Here is a 12,878-nt window from a genome sequence, read left to right on the forward strand (position 1 = left end):
TCCTAGTGTCTCAGATCGGCAAGAAACCGTTGGGCACGCGGATGTTGCGGATTTTTGAAAAACTCGTCCGGTTTCGCGGTTTCGAGAATGCGCCCGGCATCGATGAACCAGATGCGGTCAGCCACTTCACGGGCAAAGCCCATTTCATGGGTGACGCAGAGCATGGTCATGCCTTCGGCGGCGAGGCTCTTCATGACGGCAAGCACCTCACCGACCATCTCAGGGTCGAGAGCGGAGGTCGGCTCGTCGAACAGCATGACCGGCGGCTCCATGGCAAGCGCCCGTGCAATGGCAACGCGCTGCTGCTGGCCGCCGGAGAGCTGGGCCGGGTAAGAGCTGGCCTTGTCGGCAAGGCCGACGCGATCGAGAAGCTTCAGCGCCTTGTCATGGGCGACGGCCGGAGCAACGCCCTTCACCCGGATCGGCGACATGGAGACGTTCTCCACCACCGAAAGATGCGGAAAGAGGTTAAAGCTCTGGAAGACGAAGCCTACCCGGCTGCGCAGCGCATTCAGCTCCTTTGCGCGCATCTGGGCATGGATGTTCCTGCCATCCAGCATGATCGACCCGCTGCTGATCTCTTCCAGACGGTTGATCGTGCGGATGAGGGTGGACTTGCCGGAGCCCGACGGCCCGCAGATGACGACAACTTCGCCACGGGTGACATTTTCGTTGACGTCCTTGAGTACCTGATAATCGCCATAGCTCTTGCAGACCTGCGAAAGCGTGATGGTGTAGTCCTGAGTGGCGGAAACTGGCGCGGTCATAGCTGCTCCGTAACGATATTGGCGGGGGCCGGGGCCGTGTCAGCGGCAAGCTTGCCACGCGGGCCAGCCCGGCGGCGGGCGATACGCCGCTCGAGAAGATTGGCGACATGGGTGAGCGACCAGCAGATGATGTAATAAACCAACGCCAGAATAAGGAAGACCTGGAAGGGCTGGGTCAGGAGCTGGTTGTTCACCTGATTTGCCGCAAAGGTCAGGTCCGGCACATTGATGACGTAGCCAAGGGTCGTATCCTTGATGGTCGACACGAAGGTCGAGATCAGGCTCGGGATCATGTTGTAGAGCGCCTGCGGCAGGATGATGTAGCGCATCGCGCCGAAATATCCGTGGCCGAGCGCCCGTGCCGCATCCATCTGCCCCGTGCCCAGCGATACGATGCCGGCTCGGACGACTTCGCTCATGAACGCGCCCTGATAGATGACGAGCGTCGCCAGCATCGTCACGAAGCTCGGCACATCCGCCCCGGTCCAGAGCGGAACGAGAAAATAGCTCCAGAGGATGAGCATCAGCAGCGGCACGCCGCGGGTGAAATACACCACCGCGGTGACCGGCCAGCGCAGGACCCGCCATTTCGACAGCCGCGCCAGTGCCATCAGAATGCTGACGGGAAAGGCGAGCGCGATGCTGAGCGCCGACAGGATGAGCGTGTTGGCAAGGCCGCCCAGCGGCCCGTTGGGATATTGGCCGATGAGGAGCAGCAGCCAGTAATCCTGCACGATTGCAATCATATCGTGGATCATGCCCGTGCCCTCCTGAGCGGATCGGCGCGCATGGAGATATAGGCTCCGAGACCCATGATCAGCAGCGAGAAGAACAGATAAAGCACGGTGGCGACCAGATAGACCTCAAACGTCCGGAAACTGAGATTTTCGACTTCCTTGACCGCATGGGTGAGTTCAGGCGCCCCGATCAGAACGCCGAGACTGCTGTTCTTGAACAGCGAGGTGCTGTGGTTGATCAACGGCGGCAGCGCGTTGCGAACGCCCTGCGGCATGATGACGAAACGCATGGCCGAGACATAGCTATGCCCGAGCGCACGTACGGCCTCCATCTGGCCGGGATTGATGGAGCGAACGCCGGAACGCAGATCCTCACTGAAATAGGCGGCCTGACAGAGGCCGAGGCCGATAATGGCGAAGATCGATTCCGCATTGTGACTGGAAAGCCAGCTGGCCAATCCGCTTGGCAGCAGCGTGAAAACGCCGAAATACCACAGCATCAGCTGCACGAGTGTCGGCACGTTGCGATGATAGGAAACATAAGCCGCCACCAGCGGATCACCGAAGCGGAAGGGTGACAGGCGAATGGCAAGCAGCACGATGGCGAGCGACATGGCCAGCAGCCACGAGCCGGCATAGATGATGAACGTCATCTGGATGCCATGCAAAAGCATCGAGACGTAGTCCGCATTGCTCAGGATTGCCCAGAGGTCAAAACCGCTCACGCGACTTTTCCTCCGGCTCCGCCCGCCGCCGCCTTATTTTCAGCCGGCCGATTTTCAACCGTCTGGGGCTTGGCCGTCTGCAACCCGCCCATGACCTGAAGCGTCGGGGTAATTTCCATATGGCCGATATTCATGGACACGGGTGCGGCGATGGCAAAGGCAATCGCATCGGCGATATCGGATGCCTGCGGCAGCTCGAAACCATCGATGAAACGTTCGCGAATGCTCGGATCGTTACCATGCACATGGTTGAAAATATCGGTTGCGACGCGGCCGGGGCAGATTTCCGTCACCCGCACGCGCTTGCCGAAAGCATCGATGCGCAGCTGGTTTGACAGCATCGCCACGCCGGCCTTGCTGGCATGATAGGTGGAATTGCCGCCGAAATTGTAATTACCGGCTATGGAGGAGATGTTGATGACGTGGCCGCGATCACGCGCCACCATGCCCGGCACCACCATGCGGCACAGATGCAGCACGGCGCGCAGGTTGACGTCGATCAGGAGATCGATATCGCTCTCATCCGCTTCCAGAAATTTCTTCGGGCGGTCGACGCCGGCATTGTTCACGAGGACATCGAACGCAACTTCGCTGGTGAGCTTCGCAAGCGCCGGCCGGTCCGTCACGTCAATGGCATGGGCAAAGCAGCCAGTGCGCTTCGCCAGCTGGCTGAGAGCGTCCGCGCTTCTGGCAACCGCATGCACCTCCAGCCCTTCGCGGCAAAGGCGCTCGACAACGGCGGCGCCAATTCCGGAGGATGCGCCGGTCACGAGTGCGGTCTTGTAGTCTGAGAATGGCATGTCTGTCCCCTATCGTTGAGCAAACATTAGTGAAGCTTTCACCGCTTGCCTAAGACCGATTTTTTTTGGAGTAATAAGCAACTTGTATGGATGGTGAATACGGACGCCACTTCCGGTACTGCGCCCGTCCAGCCGGCGAAACGGAACGCCTCCCCTGCCACCGCCCGAACCGGCAGAAGCGCCTAGACGACCGGTGTCGGCAAATCTTTCCCAGCAAAATGTGCATCCAGATTGGCAAGAACCAGAGCGCCCATTTCCAGCCGCGTCTCATGGGTCGCAGCGCCGATATGCGGCGCGAGAACCACATTGCGCATGCCAAACAACGCCTCGGGAACATGCGGTTCGTTCTCGAAGACATCGAGTGCCGCGCCTTTCAGCCCACCCGCCATGAGAATATCGACCAGCGCCTTTTCATCGACAAGCGACCCCCTGGCGACATTGACGAGAACCCCGTCCGGCCCGAGTGCCTCCAGTACCTCGCGGTTGATGGCGTGTTTCGTCTCCGGCGTTGCCGCCGCCGCGACGATCAGGACGTCGCAGCCACTTGCGAGCGACACGGCCGTGGGATGATACTCATAGACCACCTCCTGTTGCCGCCGGCTGAAATAGGAAATCTCCGCATTGAACGCCTCAAGCCGCGCCGCGATGGCGCGGCCTATGCGGCCAAGCCCGTAAATACCGTAACGCCGCCGTGAAGCCTTGTTGCCAAGCGGCATCTCGGCTTTTTTCCACTCCCCCGAGCGGACATGGTGATCCGCGCTGACAAGCTGGCGCAGCAGCATGATGGAAAGGCCGATGGCGAGATCGGCGACGTCCTCGGTCAATACATTCGGCGTGTTCGTCACCCTGAAGCCGCGCGCACGGGCCTGCTCGAGATCGACCTTGTCAAAGCCGACACCGTTGATGGCGACAATTTCGAGAGCGGGCAGACAGGCGGCGAGTTCAGGAGCAAGGCCGATATGACCGCCCGTGACAACGGCCTTTATCGACGCCGCCTCCGCCTGCAGAAATGCCTGTTTGTCGGATATTTCGTGCCAGCGATGGACCCGGAAGCGCTTTTGCAGTTCGGCTTCTATCTGTGGCTGAAGCGGATAGGTTTGCAGAAGATCGGGCTTCATGCGCGCTCCTTAGCCGCGACCGACGAAAGGCATGCCGCTCGCCATCACGGTCATGGTCAGCACATTCGCTTCCAGCGGCAGCGAGGCCATATGCACCACAGCCCGGGCGACGATGCTCGCATCGATGGTCGGTTCGATGGCGGTGCTGCCATCCGCCTGCAGCACGCCGGTCGCCATGGCGCGCGTCATCTCGGTGCTGGCATTGCCGATATCGATCTGCCCGCAGGCAATGTTGAATGCCCGGCCATCCAGCGTGGCCGACTTGGTAAGGCCGGTGATCGCGTGTTTGGTCGCGGTATAGGGCGCCGAACGCGGACGTGGCGTGGTGGCCGAAATCGAGCCATTATTGATGATGCGCCCGCCCTGCGGCGACTGCGCCTTCATCTGGCGGAACGCCGCCTGCGTGCAAAGGAAAGCGCCGGTGAGATTGGCTCCCACCACGGCATTCCAGGTTTCGAACGGTACATCTTCGATATGGACCGCCGGTGCCGACATGCCGGCATTGTTGACCAGAAGGTCGAGGCGGCCGAAACGTCCGGTGACCTCCGCAAACAGCCGTTCGACATCGACCGGAAGGGAAATATCGGCCGCGACGGCCAGAATACGGTCTCCATGTTCGCGCCATTCGGCAACGGCAGCATCAAGAACCTCCCGTCGCCGGCCAGTTATCGCGACACTGTAACCATCTTCCAGAAGCGCTTTGGCAATTGCCTTGCCGACGCCTGTTCCCCCACCCGTGACGAGCGCGATCTTTCCATCAGTCATGCTGCTTCCCCCTCCAGCTCATCTTCCACGTGCGCCTGAATGATTTCGGCGAAGGATGTTTCCGCCCTGAAGCCGAGCGACAGAGCGAGTTGCGGATCGTAATCCTCCGCCCAGCCGTCGACGATCCGGATGATCCGTTCGTCGGGAACGCGCTTGATAAGCGCCACAGCCTTCTCCCCGGCAAAGGCGCGCAGGGCCTCGATCTCGTCGGCCACCGTGGCCGAAAGCCCCGGCATGATGAGATTGCGACGAACGCCAAGCCCGGAAAGATCGACGGTCGCGGCGCGCAGCAGGAAGGCGACGGCCGAGCGCGGGCTGGCGAACCAGTGGCGCACGGTATCGGCAACGGGCAGCACCGCTTCCTGGCCCACCAGCGGCTCGCGCAGGATATTGGAGAAGAAGCCGGAGGCGGCCGCATTCGGCTTGCCGGGGCGGATGCAGATGGTCGGCAGACGGATGCTGACGCCATCGAAGAAACCACGACGGCTATAATCCGCAAGCAACAGTTCCACGATCGCCTTTTGCGTGCCGTAGCTGGTCAGCGGCGCGGTCAGGAACTCATCGCCGATTACCCTGGGGAATGGCGACCCGAACACGGCGAGCGACGAGCAGAAGACCACACGAGGACGATATCCGTCCTTCTGATGTTCCAGACGAATGGCTTCGAACAGCGAACGTCCGCCATCGAGATTGATGCGATAGCCTTTTTCGAAATCGGCTTCCGCCTCACCTGAAACCACGGCGGCGAGATTGAAGATCACATCCGGTCGTTTTGCGATCAGCTTTTCGGCGACGCCGGCATTCGACAGATCGCTGCGCTCGACGGTCACCGTGCCGCCAAAACCTTTTGGCGCAACCGGATCGAAAACATCCGTCAGCGTCATAGCGCTGATCTTCACGCCGCCAAGCGTTCCGTCGGAAGCAAGACGTTGCGTCAATTTGCGGCCGATCATTCCGGCGGCGCCAATTATCAGAATGTGCATTGTTTCACCTTTGCTTGGCCAGCAGTGCCGGCTCGATTGATTATCAGTCGTCGTCACCCTGAAACACCACCTCGCGACGGCGCATGATCGCCGGCATCGCCATCATGATGACGACCATGCCGGACAAGGCGAGCAGGGTGGCACTGATCGGATGGGTGACGAATGTCGAAAAATTGCCCTGTGAGATCAGCAGCCCGAGGCGCATGTTCTGTTCCAGAAGCGGACCGAGGACGAAGCCCAGCACCAGCGGTGCCGGCTCGCAGCCGATCTTGCGCAGGAAGAAGCCGACAATGCCGAAGACCGCGCAAAACAGAACATCAACGACGCTGTAGGACAGGCCATAGGCGCCAATGGCGCAGAACATCAGAATGGCGGGGCACAAAAAGCGATAGGGAATGCCGAGAAGGCGGACCCAGATGCCGATCAGCGGCAGGTTCAGCACCAGAAGCAAAAGATTGCCCACCCACATGCTGGCGATCAGCCCCCAGAAAAGGTCGGGCCGCGACTGCATGACCTCCGGTCCCGGCGTAATGCCCTGGATCATCATCGCCCCGACCATCAGCGCCATCAGCCCGTTGGCGGGAATGCCGAGTGTCAGAAGCGGAATGAAGGAGGTCTGCGCGCCGGCATTATTGGCGCTTTCCGGCCCCGCCAGCCCTTCGATTGCGCCCTTGCCGAAACGGGACGGGTCCTTGGCGATCTTGCGCTCCAGAGCATAGCTGGCAAAGGAACTCATGATCGCACCGCCACCGGGCAGCACGCCAAGGAAAGAGCCGAGCGCGGTGCCGCGCAGCACGGCCGGAAAGGCCTGCTTGAAATCTTCTTTCGTGGGCATCAGCGATCCAGTCTTTGCCGCACCCGCATCACGCTCCACGCCCTGCTGCAGGTTGAAGAGAATTTCGCTGACGCCGAGAAGCCCGATGGCCAGCACCACGAAATCGATACCGTCGAATAGCTCCGCCATGCCGAAGGTGAAGCGCTGCTCGCCCGATGTCGGATCGATGCCGACGAGGCTGAGCGCGATACCGAAGGCGACCATGCCGACCGCCTTGACCGGCGATCCGCTCGACAGGAACACGGCAAACAAAAGCCCGAAGATCACCAGACTGAAATAATCGGCCGGACCGAAGGCCAGTGCCACGGCCGAAAGCGGCTTTGCGACAACGACGATCAGCACAGTCGCCACCGTGCCGGCAAAAAACGACCCGAGCGCCGCCGTGGCCAGCGCCACACCCGCCCTGCCTTGGCGAGCCATAGCATAGCCATCGATGCAGGTGACGACGGATGAGGATTCGCCCGGCAGGTTGACGAGGATCGCCGTGGTCGAACCGCCATATTGCGCGCCATAGAAAATACCCGCGAGCATGATCAGCGCCGCCGTATCCGGCATCGTATAGGTGATGGGCAGAAGCAGTGCGACGGTGGCGGAAGGGCCGATGCCCGGCAGGATGCCGATCATCGTGCCGAGCGTGACACCCAGCAGGCAGTAGAAAAGGTTTACCGGCGTGACGGCCACGCCAAAACCGAGAACGATATTCGAAAGAAGATCGGTCATGGCAGCAACGGTATCCTCTGTCCGAGGCCCACAACGAAAATGAGGATGCAGGCAAGGATGAGCACAGCGGAGAGCAGCAGGACCTCAACCGGCCGGATCCTGCCATAGGCGATACAGGCGAGCACGATCAGCACGAAGGCGGCGGCGATAAAGCCCAATGGCTCGATCAGCAGCGCAAAACCGACAATGCCGGCCACCGCCAGAAACGGACGCATTTTCGGCGCCACCCAGGCTTCGGACGGTGTCTTTCCCAGCAAATCCTGCAAAAGCAGCGCGATGCCGAGCGCGAACATCAACGCCGCGATGACCGTCGGCATATAGCCGGGTCCGGGCTGGAAATTGGTGCCCATGCTCAGCGGCCGCGCGCCGTAATAAAGCCCGGCAGCGGCCACCAGAAAGAAAGCCCCGGACAGAATATTCGCCGTCAGTTTCGAGCCGTGTTCGGCCATGATTATCTCCCCTCCTCGTCGAGGAATACGCCGCGCCTCCCGACACGGCGTATTCAGATGCCGGATTGCTGGCTCAATCGGCCCAGACACATCCCTTCGAGCGCATCATTTCATAACGATCCTCGATATCCATCTTGCCCTGACGGTGCAGTTCCATCATGTGGTTCTCGTGATCGTCGCGCTCCTGGCAGGCCTTGACGAGTTTCGGGATATCGTTCTCACGAACGACGACGACGCCGTCATCATCGCCGCAGATTATATCGCCGGGGCTGATCAGTTCGCCGCCCACCACAACCGGATGGTTGATGGTGCCGAGCGTGTCCTTGGAAGTGCCCTTCATGCAAAGCCCGAGCGAAAACACCGGGAAGCCGATCTCGCGCAGACCCTTGCCATCACGCACGGCGGCGCTGACCACGAAGCCGACAATGCCCTTGCCGATGCAGGCGGCAGCCAACACATCGCCAAAGCCACCCTGATTGGGATTGTCGCCACCATCGATGACCAGCACATCACCGGGCTTTGCCAGATTGATGGCCTCGAAAATCATCAGATTGTCGCCGATATGGCATTTCGCGGTGATCGCCGGGCCGCAGATTTTCAGGCCGGGCTTGATCGGCTTAATGCGATAATCGAGAGCACCGAGCTTGCCCTGCGCCTCGTGAATGGTGGCGGGGCTGAATTTGCTGATCGCCTCGATATCGGCTCTGGAAGGGCGCTGGAAATTGCGGATGACATGGGCCATTGGCCGGGTTCCTTTCAACAGTGGGTCATAGCCGGGCCGCAGGCCGGCCCAGGCGTCATTTGGTTGGGGTGAGAGAAGCGGTCGGGTACGGCCGCTTATTTTGTCCAGGGCTTGCTTTTCCAGAGCTCGGCCAGATTGGCGTTGCCCTTCTTGAGCGCCTCGGCAAATTCGGCCTGCGTCAGCGGCAGCGTCGTCAGCTCACGCTTTTTGGCATCGGCAAGATAATCCGGGTCCTTCAGCGCCTTCTGGAAGGCATCGACCAACTTTGCCTCCACCTCCGCCGGCAGGCCTTTCGGCGCACCGAAACCGGCAAGCAGGCTGAACTGAATATCGTAGCCGGCCTCCTTGAATGTCGGCACGTCAGGTGAAAGCGGCGAGCGCTCGGTGCCCGAAGTCGCCAGCACACGAAGTGCGCCGGAACGGTTGTCGGCGAAGACCTCGTTGAGGTTCATGAAACCGAGTGTGACGTGGTTGCCGAGCATGGCAAGCCGCGCCGGCCCGCCACCATTGAAGGGCACGAAATTGAGCTTCACACCCGCCGCATCCTCAAACAGCAGGGCAGTGATCTGGCTCGGATGGCCTATACCCGTCACACCGACGACGACCGGGTTCGCCTTGGCCGCCTCGACGAATTCCTTGGCGGTCTTGATCGGCGACACCTTGTTGACGGTCAACGCAAGATCGCCACCGATCTGGTTTGCGAGCGGCGTGAAGGCGTCTTCCTTGTAGCTGGCATTGCCCTGCACGATCGGCGAATACATGGACGGAAAATTCAGCGCCCCGATGGTGTACCCGTCAGGTTTCGCATTGGCGATATAGGTCGCGCCGATCAATCCGCCGGCACCTTCGCGGTTTTCCACCACGACGGATGTGCCGAGATATTTTTCAAGATAGGGCACCAGCGCCCGCGACTGGATATCGGTGCCGCCGCCGGCCGGATAACCGATGACGAGCGTCACCGGCCGCTCCGGATATTCCGCCGCCGCCCCTCCCGCAGCCAGCATTCCCGCCGCTGCCAGCATGCCAAACAGAGATGTTTTCAAACGCATATCTTTTCCTCCCCGATACGCTTTCAACGGGGAGGCTAGGAAGAAGCCATCAACAATACAAATACCGAGTTTTCAATTTACCCATACATATTGTTTATGGGTTGGATGCCGGCTCGCGTCTTGCAACCGCCCGCAACAGGTCGCGGAACAGCCTGAACGTTCGCTCATCCACTTCCCTGCCCTTCAGCAGATGGATGGAGCGATAAATGACGGGCTCGGTAATATGAGCGGCCTGAAGCTGACCGGCCTCCTGCTCCTGCTGCACCGAATTCCATGACAGGATCGTCGCGCCAATACCGGCGCTGACGGCGCGTTTGATCGTATCCTGCCCGTCGATCTCCATGGTGACATTCAGTGTAATACCGGCACGGGCAGCGGCCTCGTCGATCGATATACGCAGCGGATTGTCCTTCGGCGGCAGGATCAGGTTAAGCCCTGCCGCAGCCTCAAGCGGGATTGACCGGCCGATAGGCCTTGAAGAAACGGCAAACAGGCTCTCCTTGACGATAAGATCGTCGGCCTTGTCCTCCGCTCCCACCAGCGCAACGGCCATATCCACCTTGCCGAGACGGATGAGCCGCAGGGATTCGTCATTGCGCGCCTCTATCAGCCGCAGCGATACCTTGGGCATCGAAGCGGCAACCTCGCTGATGATGCTCGGCGCAAAGGCTGTGGCCCAGGAGGGAATGAGGCTCAGCCGGATCACCCGCTCGTCCAGATAGGCCATGGCCCGGATTTCCGCTTCCGCCTGCCGCACCTTCTCGGTAATCTCCCGCGCATGGGAAAGCAGGACTTCACCCTTTTCCGTCGCCTTTACGCCGCGCGCCAGCCGGTGCAGCACGGGAAAACCCACCAGCCGTTCCAGTTCCGTGATGTGGTGACTAAGCGCCGGCTGAGCTATCCCCAATTGCCGCGCCGCCGCCGACATGGAGCCGCAATCGGCGATCGCGACCAGATATCGCAGCCTGCGCAAATCCAACATGCCCGCTTAAACCTCCCGCCGGTTAGAAATGCGATCATGACACCAAATCACCGCGGTGGCCTAGGGGAAAAGCGCCGTGCGGTGGTCCTGTCGCTCTTCAAGGGAGTGATGGGGTAAGACAAGATTCTTATGACAGCCGGCTAAGGCTTTTCTCAATGTCTTCCCCATGACACGGTCCTGGCTGCGATGGGGAGCGGGATGAATCCTAAAACCGGAATTTTGCTCAAGCTGACGGCCATGCTGGCTTTTACAGTCATGTCCGCCTGCGTGAAGGGCCTGGACGGGGCGATACCCGTCGGCGAAGTCGTCTTCTGCCGGGGATTTTTTGCCCTCATTCCCCTCTGTCTCTGGTTCATCGCCTCCTCGGAGCAGATAAGCGTGCCGGCCGCGAGGAATATCGGCCGCCTGCTCGCGGGCAGTTCGGCCGGGCTTGGCGGCATGTTCTTCGGCTTTCTGGCACTCGCCTATCTGCCGCTGGTGAATGTGACGGTGCTGAGCTACACGACACCGCTTTTCACCATCATGCTGGCGGCGCTGCTTCTAGGCGAAAAAGTGCGGATATACCGCTGGTCCGCCGTGCTCACCGGTTTCATCGGCGTCTTCATCACGCTCTCGCCGAAACTGATCTTCGATGCCGCCTCAGGCCCGGCCCAAATCGACAGGGTCGCGATGATCGGAACCGCACTGGCGCTGACCGGTGCGCTTTGCGCGGCCTTTTCCTCCATCGCCGTCCGCCATCTGAACAGTATCGAAAAGCCGTCGCGCATCGTGCTCATCTATACGCTGACGGGTGTGGTGGCCGGCCTCGCCACGCTCGGATTCGGATGGAAGATGCCGGATTTTCACCAGTTCCTGCTGCTCGCCGGCGGCGGCCTTGCCGGCGGCATCGGCCAGATCACCATGACGCTCAGCCTGCGCCATGCCCAGGCCTCGCTGCTGGCGCCCTTCGACTATACGACGATGATATGGGCGATCGCGCTAGGCTATCTCTTCATGGCCGAAGTGCCGACGGGCGCAACGATCGCAGGCGCGCTGACGGTCATCGCCGCCGGGCTTTTCGCCATGTGGCGCGAAAACCGGCTGGCGAAACAGGCCGTCAGGGCGCCGACAGCGTCAGCTGTTCCGTGACCCGCTTTTTGTGCAGCCGCCTTTCCCGCCACAGCGTGAACAGGCCAGCGGCAACCACGATTGAGGCTCCGAGAATGGTCGTCAGGGCCGGAACCTGATCCATGAAGGTGTAACCGATCAACAACGCCCAGATCATCGTGGTGTAATCGAACGGCGCCAGCAGCGAAGCCTCGGCATAACGCAGGCTGAGCGTCACCAGTATCTGCGCGGTTCCGCCAATGAGACCGGTGCCGATCAGCAGGGTCCATTGCCACGCGGTCGGCATTGTCCAGCCCATACCGATGCTGGCAAGACCGATGACGGTGGTAAGCAGGGTGAAATAGAAGATGATCGCCCCGGTATTTTCCGTCTGCGTCAAATGCCGGATCTGGATCATCGATATGGCGGAGAAAAAAGCCGCCGCCAGACCGAACAGGCCGCCGAGCATGGCGACGCCGGAACCGGAAGCGACATCCGAAACATCGAAGGAAAAATGCGGCGACAAGATCAGCACGATGCCGCAGAGCCCGACGACCACCGCTGTCCAGCGATAAATCCTGACGACTTCCTTGAGAAGCAGCACCGCCAGAATGACGGTGAAGAGCGGTGTCGCGTAGCTGATGGCCGTCGCGTCAGCCAGCGGAATATAGGCGAGCGCCAGATAGCTGAAGACCATGCCGCCGGTGCCGGAAAAACTTCGCACCAGATGGCCGCCAATATGGCTGGTTGCCACCTGCCTTCGAAAACCGCCCTGCGCCGCCATCCACAGACAGAGCGGCAGCATGGCCACAGCCGACCTGAAGAAGACCACCTGCCCGATGGGTATCTCGCCCCGGAGGCCGCTGATGCAGGCGCCCATCAGCACCAGAGCGAGCGCTGCGGAGATTTTGAGGAGAATGCCTTTGCGGGAATCCATGGTTCGTTTCCTTCGGACGTCTTTGAACCGTTTCACCACGCAAAGGCGGGATATCAAACCGCAAAGCAGTGTCCATAGGAACTTCGTCTGACCCCATCAATCCCGCCCCCATGGTAGCTATTGCTGATGGACAGGGTACGGATTTCGCTCCGCCCACCTGCCGCCGTGGGGACAAAAAAGACG

Annotated in this window: 14 protein-coding genes; 1 reads left to right on the forward strand and 13 read right to left on the reverse strand. The window is 60.6% G+C overall.

The window, feature by feature from the left end:
* Nucleotides 1–2: 2 nt before the first annotated feature.
* The 12 genes from JZX88_RS16155 to JZX88_RS16210 all read right to left on the reverse strand — a co-directional run bounded on the left by JZX88_RS16155 (nt 3) and on the right by JZX88_RS16210 (nt 10,672).
* Entirely contained in the window at nt 3–767 is a 765-nt protein-coding gene (locus tag JZX88_RS16155; RefSeq protein WP_065117269.1) for an amino acid ABC transporter ATP-binding protein, read from the reverse strand.
* A complete protein-coding gene (locus JZX88_RS16160; protein WP_065117268.1) occupies nt 764–1,525 on the reverse strand; it encodes an amino acid ABC transporter permease in 762 nt (253 codons plus the stop codon). The genes JZX88_RS16155 and JZX88_RS16160 overlap by 4 nt, the downstream gene beginning before the upstream one ends.
* A complete protein-coding gene (locus JZX88_RS16165; protein WP_206914159.1) occupies nt 1,522–2,229 on the reverse strand; it encodes an ABC transporter permease subunit in 708 nt (235 codons plus the stop codon). The genes JZX88_RS16160 and JZX88_RS16165 overlap by 4 nt, the downstream gene beginning before the upstream one ends.
* On the reverse strand, nt 2,226–3,029 hold the full coding sequence (locus tag JZX88_RS16170) for an SDR family oxidoreductase (RefSeq protein ID WP_065117266.1): 804 nt from the start codon (nt 3,027–3,029) through the stop codon (nt 2,226–2,228). Before JZX88_RS16170 ends, JZX88_RS16165 begins: the two co-directional genes overlap by 4 nt.
* Nucleotides 3,030–3,211: 182 nt before the next feature.
* A complete protein-coding gene (locus tag JZX88_RS16175; protein ID WP_206914160.1) occupies nt 3,212–4,147 on the reverse strand; it encodes a 2-hydroxyacid dehydrogenase in 936 nt (311 codons plus the stop codon).
* 9 nt (nt 4,148–4,156) lie between these two features.
* Nucleotides 4,157–4,912, reverse strand: a complete 756-nt coding sequence (locus JZX88_RS16180) for an SDR family oxidoreductase (protein ID WP_206914161.1) — start codon at nt 4,910–4,912, stop codon at nt 4,157–4,159.
* A complete protein-coding gene (denD, locus tag JZX88_RS16185) occupies nt 4,909–5,895 on the reverse strand; it encodes a D-erythronate dehydrogenase (protein WP_206914162.1) in 987 nt (328 codons plus the stop codon). The genes JZX88_RS16180 and denD overlap by 4 nt, the downstream gene beginning before the upstream one ends.
* Before the next feature lie 43 nt (nt 5,896–5,938).
* On the reverse strand, nt 5,939–7,450 hold the full coding sequence (locus JZX88_RS16190) for a tripartite tricarboxylate transporter permease (RefSeq protein ID WP_065117262.1): 1,512 nt from the start codon (nt 7,448–7,450) through the stop codon (nt 5,939–5,941).
* Nucleotides 7,447–7,899 (reverse strand): tripartite tricarboxylate transporter TctB family protein, encoded by a 453-nt coding sequence (locus JZX88_RS16195; RefSeq protein WP_065117261.1) that lies wholly within the window; start codon nt 7,897–7,899, stop codon nt 7,447–7,449. Before JZX88_RS16195 ends, JZX88_RS16190 begins: the two co-directional genes overlap by 4 nt.
* A gap of 73 nt (nt 7,900–7,972) precedes the next feature.
* A complete protein-coding gene (locus tag JZX88_RS16200; RefSeq protein ID WP_110758255.1) occupies nt 7,973–8,641 on the reverse strand; it encodes a 4-carboxy-4-hydroxy-2-oxoadipate aldolase/oxaloacetate decarboxylase in 669 nt (222 codons plus the stop codon).
* Nucleotides 8,642–8,736: 95 nt separating this feature from the next.
* Nucleotides 8,737–9,690, reverse strand: coding sequence for a tripartite tricarboxylate transporter substrate binding protein (locus JZX88_RS16205; protein ID WP_206914163.1), 954 nt, complete (start codon nt 9,688–9,690; stop codon nt 8,737–8,739).
* Nucleotides 9,691–9,784: 94 nt separating this feature from the next.
* Complete coding sequence (locus JZX88_RS16210; protein ID WP_065117258.1) at nt 9,785–10,672, reverse strand: LysR family transcriptional regulator; 888 nt, start codon at nt 10,670–10,672, stop codon at nt 9,785–9,787.
* 198 nt (nt 10,673–10,870) lie between these two features.
* Between JZX88_RS16210 and JZX88_RS16215 the strand changes: the two genes are divergently transcribed.
* Entirely contained in the window at nt 10,871–11,800 is a 930-nt protein-coding gene (locus tag JZX88_RS16215; protein WP_206914164.1) for a DMT family transporter, read from the forward strand.
* Here the strand turns inward: JZX88_RS16215 and JZX88_RS16220 are convergent.
* Nucleotides 11,769–12,695 carry a DMT family transporter gene (locus JZX88_RS16220; protein ID WP_174032155.1) on the reverse strand — a complete coding sequence of 309 codons (927 nt, stop codon included), beginning with the start codon at nt 12,693–12,695 and terminating at the stop codon, nt 11,769–11,771. The genes JZX88_RS16215 and JZX88_RS16220 overlap by 32 nt on opposite strands.
* Nucleotides 12,696–12,878: the final 183 nt, after the last annotated feature.

Origin of the sequence: Agrobacterium sp. OT33, assembly GCF_017313365.1 — a bacterium.
Classification (GTDB): domain Bacteria; phylum Pseudomonadota; class Alphaproteobacteria; order Rhizobiales; family Rhizobiaceae; genus Agrobacterium; species Agrobacterium rhizogenes_A.

Coding starts and splice junctions, on each gene's coding strand:
- JZX88_RS16210 (WP_065117258.1), bottom strand. CDS start 10,672: ATGTTGGATTTGCGCAGGCTGCGATATCTGGTCGCGATCGCCGATTGC.
- JZX88_RS16170 (WP_065117266.1), bottom strand. CDS start 3,029: ATGCCATTCTCAGACTACAAGACCGCACTCGTGACCGGCGCATCCTCC.
- JZX88_RS16160 (WP_065117268.1), bottom strand. CDS start 1,525: ATGATCCACGATATGATTGCAATCGTGCAGGATTACTGGCTGCTGCTC.
- JZX88_RS16200 (WP_110758255.1), bottom strand. CDS start 8,641: ATGGCCCATGTCATCCGCAATTTCCAGCGCCCTTCCAGAGCCGATATC.
- JZX88_RS16175 (WP_206914160.1), bottom strand. CDS start 4,147: ATGAAGCCCGATCTTCTGCAAACCTATCCGCTTCAGCCACAGATAGAA.
- JZX88_RS16195 (WP_065117261.1), bottom strand. CDS start 7,899: ATGGCCGAACACGGCTCGAAACTGACGGCGAATATTCTGTCCGGGGCT.
- JZX88_RS16215 (WP_206914164.1), top strand. CDS start 10,871: ATGAATCCTAAAACCGGAATTTTGCTCAAGCTGACGGCCATGCTGGCT.
- JZX88_RS16155 (WP_065117269.1), bottom strand. CDS start 767: ATGACCGCGCCAGTTTCCGCCACTCAGGACTACACCATCACGCTTTCG.
- JZX88_RS16205 (WP_206914163.1), bottom strand. CDS start 9,690: ATGCGTTTGAAAACATCTCTGTTTGGCATGCTGGCAGCGGCGGGAATG.
- JZX88_RS16180 (WP_206914161.1), bottom strand. CDS start 4,912: ATGACTGATGGAAAGATCGCGCTCGTCACGGGTGGGGGAACAGGCGTC.
- denD (WP_206914162.1), bottom strand. CDS start 5,895: ATGCACATTCTGATAATTGGCGCCGCCGGAATGATCGGCCGCAAATTG.
- JZX88_RS16220 (WP_174032155.1), bottom strand. CDS start 12,695: ATGGATTCCCGCAAAGGCATTCTCCTCAAAATCTCCGCAGCGCTCGCT.
- JZX88_RS16190 (WP_065117262.1), bottom strand. CDS start 7,450: ATGACCGATCTTCTTTCGAATATCGTTCTCGGTTTTGGCGTGGCCGTC.